The 3,018-nt window shown below is 68.8% G+C and carries 4 protein-coding genes and 1 pseudogene; all 5 read left to right on the forward strand.

Annotated features, from left to right (window positions below; genetic code table 11):
- Positions 1 to 607, forward strand: a 607-nt coding sequence (locus tag CVM52_RS24800; protein ID WP_100164955.1) for a uracil-DNA glycosylase, incomplete at its 5' end; no start/stop codon positions are given.
- Positions 604 to 1,203, forward strand: a complete 600-nt coding sequence (locus tag CVM52_RS24805; RefSeq protein ID WP_100164956.1) for a metallophosphoesterase family protein — start codon at positions 604 to 606, stop codon at positions 1,201 to 1,203. The genes CVM52_RS24800 and CVM52_RS24805, both read left to right, overlap by 4 nt.
- A complete protein-coding gene (locus CVM52_RS24810) occupies positions 1,200 to 1,817 on the forward strand; it encodes a LysE family translocator (RefSeq protein ID WP_100164957.1) in 618 nt (205 codons plus the stop codon). Before CVM52_RS24805 ends, CVM52_RS24810 begins: the two co-directional genes overlap by 4 nt.
- A 1-nt stretch (position 1,818) precedes the next feature.
- Positions 1,819 to 2,361, forward strand: coding sequence for a molybdenum cofactor biosynthesis protein B (gene moaB, locus CVM52_RS24815; protein ID WP_100164958.1), 543 nt, complete (start codon positions 1,819 to 1,821; stop codon positions 2,359 to 2,361).
- Positions 2,362 to 2,468: 107 nt separating this feature from the next.
- Positions 2,469 to 3,018: pseudogene (locus CVM52_RS24820) on the forward strand (efflux RND transporter periplasmic adaptor subunit); the annotation flags it as partial.

The following is a 3,018-nucleotide window of genomic DNA, read 5'->3' on the forward strand; positions in this document are numbered from 1 at the left end:
GCCCGAGCAAGCCGCCGATCCGGTGGCCGAGGCCAAGGCCGCCGCGCAGGCGGCAGGCACGCTGGACCAGCTGCGCGCGGCGATCACCGCCTATGACCGTTGCGAGCTGAAGAAGGGCGCGCGCAACACCGTGTTCTGCGACGGCGTGCCGGGCTCGCGGGTGATGTTGATCGGCGAGGCGCCGGGGCGCGACGAAGACCGCGAGGGCCGCCCCTTTGTCGGGCGGGCGGGGCAGCTGCTGGACCGGATGCTGGACGCCATCGGGCTGAGCCGGGCGGAAAATGTCTATATCACCAACGTGATGCCCTGGCGGCCGCCGCAGAACCGCGATCCCAAGCCCGAGGAAATGGCGATGATGACGCCGTTCCTGCAACGCCATGTCGAACTGGCGCAGCCCGAGATCCTGGTGCTGATGGGTAATGTCAGCTGCGCCGCCGTGCTGGGCCGGCGCGGCATCACCCGCCTGCGCGGCAGCTGGTCCGAGGTCTGGGGCAAGCCGGTGCTGCCGATGTTCCACCCGGCCTACCTGCTGCGGCAGGCGGGGGAAAAGAAAAAGGCCTGGGCCGACCTGCTGGACCTGAACGCACGGCTGAAAGAGATGCGATGAAGATACTGGCCTTTTCCGACCTGCACCTGGCGCGCAAGGCGGCCGCCGTGCTGGTGGCCGAAAGCCGCGCCGCCGACCTGGTGATCGGCGCCGGCGATTTCTGCAGCATGCGCCAGGGGCTGGACGAGGCGATGGAGCTACTGTCCGGCATCACCGCGCCAATCATCGCGGTGCCCGGCAATGCCGAAAGCGCCGAGGAATTGCGGGCGGCGGCCTTGCCCAACATGACGGTGCTGCATGGCGAGCGGGCGGACTCGGGCGGCCTGCGGTTTTTCGGGTTGGGCAACGCGGTGCCGGAAACGCCCTTTGGCGGCTGGTCCTGCGACATTGGCGAGGCCGAGGCGACGCGGCTGCTGGCGCCCTGCGATCGGGCCGATGTGCTGGTGCTGCATTCGCCGCCCAAGGGCGTGGCCGACAGCACCTCGGCCGGGATGTCGGTGGGATCGCAGGCGATCCATGACGCGATATCGCGGCTACAGCCGCGGCTGGCGCTGTGCGGGCATATCCATGACAGCTGGGGCCAAAGCGGCATGATCGGCGCGACAAAGGTGGTCAATCTCGGCCCGACGCCGAACTGGTTCGAGGTCACGCCATGATCGACCCGCTGGTCCTGCTGGCCTTCATCCCGGCCGCGCTGGCGCTGAACCTGACGCCGGGGGCGGACATGATGTTCTGCCTGGGGCAGGGGCTGCGCGCCGGCGGGCGCCCGGCGGTGGCGGCCAGCGCCGGCATCTCGCTGGGGTCGCTGGTGCATGTCATGCTGGCCGGGCTGGGCCTGGGCGCGGCGGTGGCGGCGCTGCCCTGGCTGTTCGACCTGATCCGCTGGGTCGGCGTGGCCTATCTGCTGTGGCTGGCCTGGAAGGCGTTTTCCCGCAGCGCCGAATTGCCGGCGCCGCCACAGATCGCCGCCGGCCGCGCCTTTCGCGACGGGCTGCTGGTGAACCTGACCAACCCCAAGGTGATCCTGTTCGTGCTGGCCTTCATTCCGCAATTCGTGAACCCGGCGCAGCCGGTTCTGCCGCAATTCCTGATCTTCGGTGCGGTGCTGGGCCTGGGCGGGTTTGTCATCAACGGTGCCGTCGGCCTGTTCGCCGGAACCGCCGGGCGCCGGCTGACCGGCAACCCCGGCGCGGTGCGCTGGCTGAACCGGGTCAGCGGCGGGATCTTCGCCCTGCTGGCGCTGCGGCTGGCAGTTCTGGAGCGGGCCTGACATGGCGGCGGGGGCAAAGGACAAGGCGTTTATCCCGGTGCGCATCGCGGTTCTGACCGTGTCGGACACGCGCGCGCTGGAAGACGACCGGTCGGGCGAGGTTCTGGTCGACCGCATCGCCGCGGCGGGGCATGTCCTCGCCGACCGGCAGATCCTGCGCGATGACCGCGGCCAGATCGCCGACCAGCTGCGCCGCTGGGTGGCCGATCCGGAAATCGACGTGGTGATCTCGACCGGGGGCACCGGGCTGACCGGGCGCGACGTGACGGTCGAGGCGCATCGCGATGTCTACGAAAAGGAAATCGACGCCTTCGGCACCGTGTTCACCATCGTCTCGATGAACAAGATCGGCACCAGCGCGGTGCAGTCGCGCGCCACCGGCGGCGTGGCCGGCGGCACCTATCTGTTTGCGCTGCCCGGCAGCCCCGGCGCCTGCAAGGACGCCTGGGACGAGATCCTGCTGCACCAGCTGGATTACCGTCACCGTCCATGCAACTTTGTGGAAATTTTCCCGCGACTGGACGAACATCAGCGACGGAAGTGACCCGCAGGCCCGTTTAAACGCATATAACCGAGATGTGGCTTGGTATTTGCCGCCATACCGCTATCCTTTTGCGACCGGCCCTCGTTTGTCCCCAAGGGTATCAGTGGATGCGATTTTTGCGCCAAACTCTGTTCGGGGTGGTCCTTGCCGCCCTCTCTCTGGCGATGACGGTTTATGCCGTGCATCTCGTGGTGGAGGCTGTGCGGTTCAACATGGATCGCGAGGCAAGCCCGCCGCAGGCGCGCGAACGGGTGTTCGCGGTCGAGGTGCAGCGCGCGGTGCCCGAGACCCACATTCCGGTGCTGCAGGCCTTTGGCCAGGTGCAGAGCCGGCGGAGGCTGGAGCTGCGCGCCGCCATTGGCGGGCGGGTTGTCGGTCTGGCCGAGGAATTTGCCGATGGTGGCACCGTGCAGGCCGGCGACGTTCTGGTGCGGATCGACCCGGCCGATGCCCAGGCGGTGCTGGACCGGGTCGGCAGCGACCTGCTCGATGCCGAGGCCGAACAGCGCGATGCTCAGCGGTCGCTGGTGCTGGCGCAGGATGAGTTGCAGGCGGCGCAGGAACAGGCCGCCCTGCGCGACCGCGCGTTCCGCCGCCAGGTCGACTTGGAAGAGCGCGGCGTGGCCACTGCCGCCACGGTGGAAACCGCCGAGCTTG

This window comes from Pseudooceanicola lipolyticus (assembly GCF_002786325.1).
Taxonomy (GTDB): domain Bacteria; phylum Pseudomonadota; class Alphaproteobacteria; order Rhodobacterales; family Rhodobacteraceae; genus Pseudooceanicola_C; species Pseudooceanicola_C lipolyticus.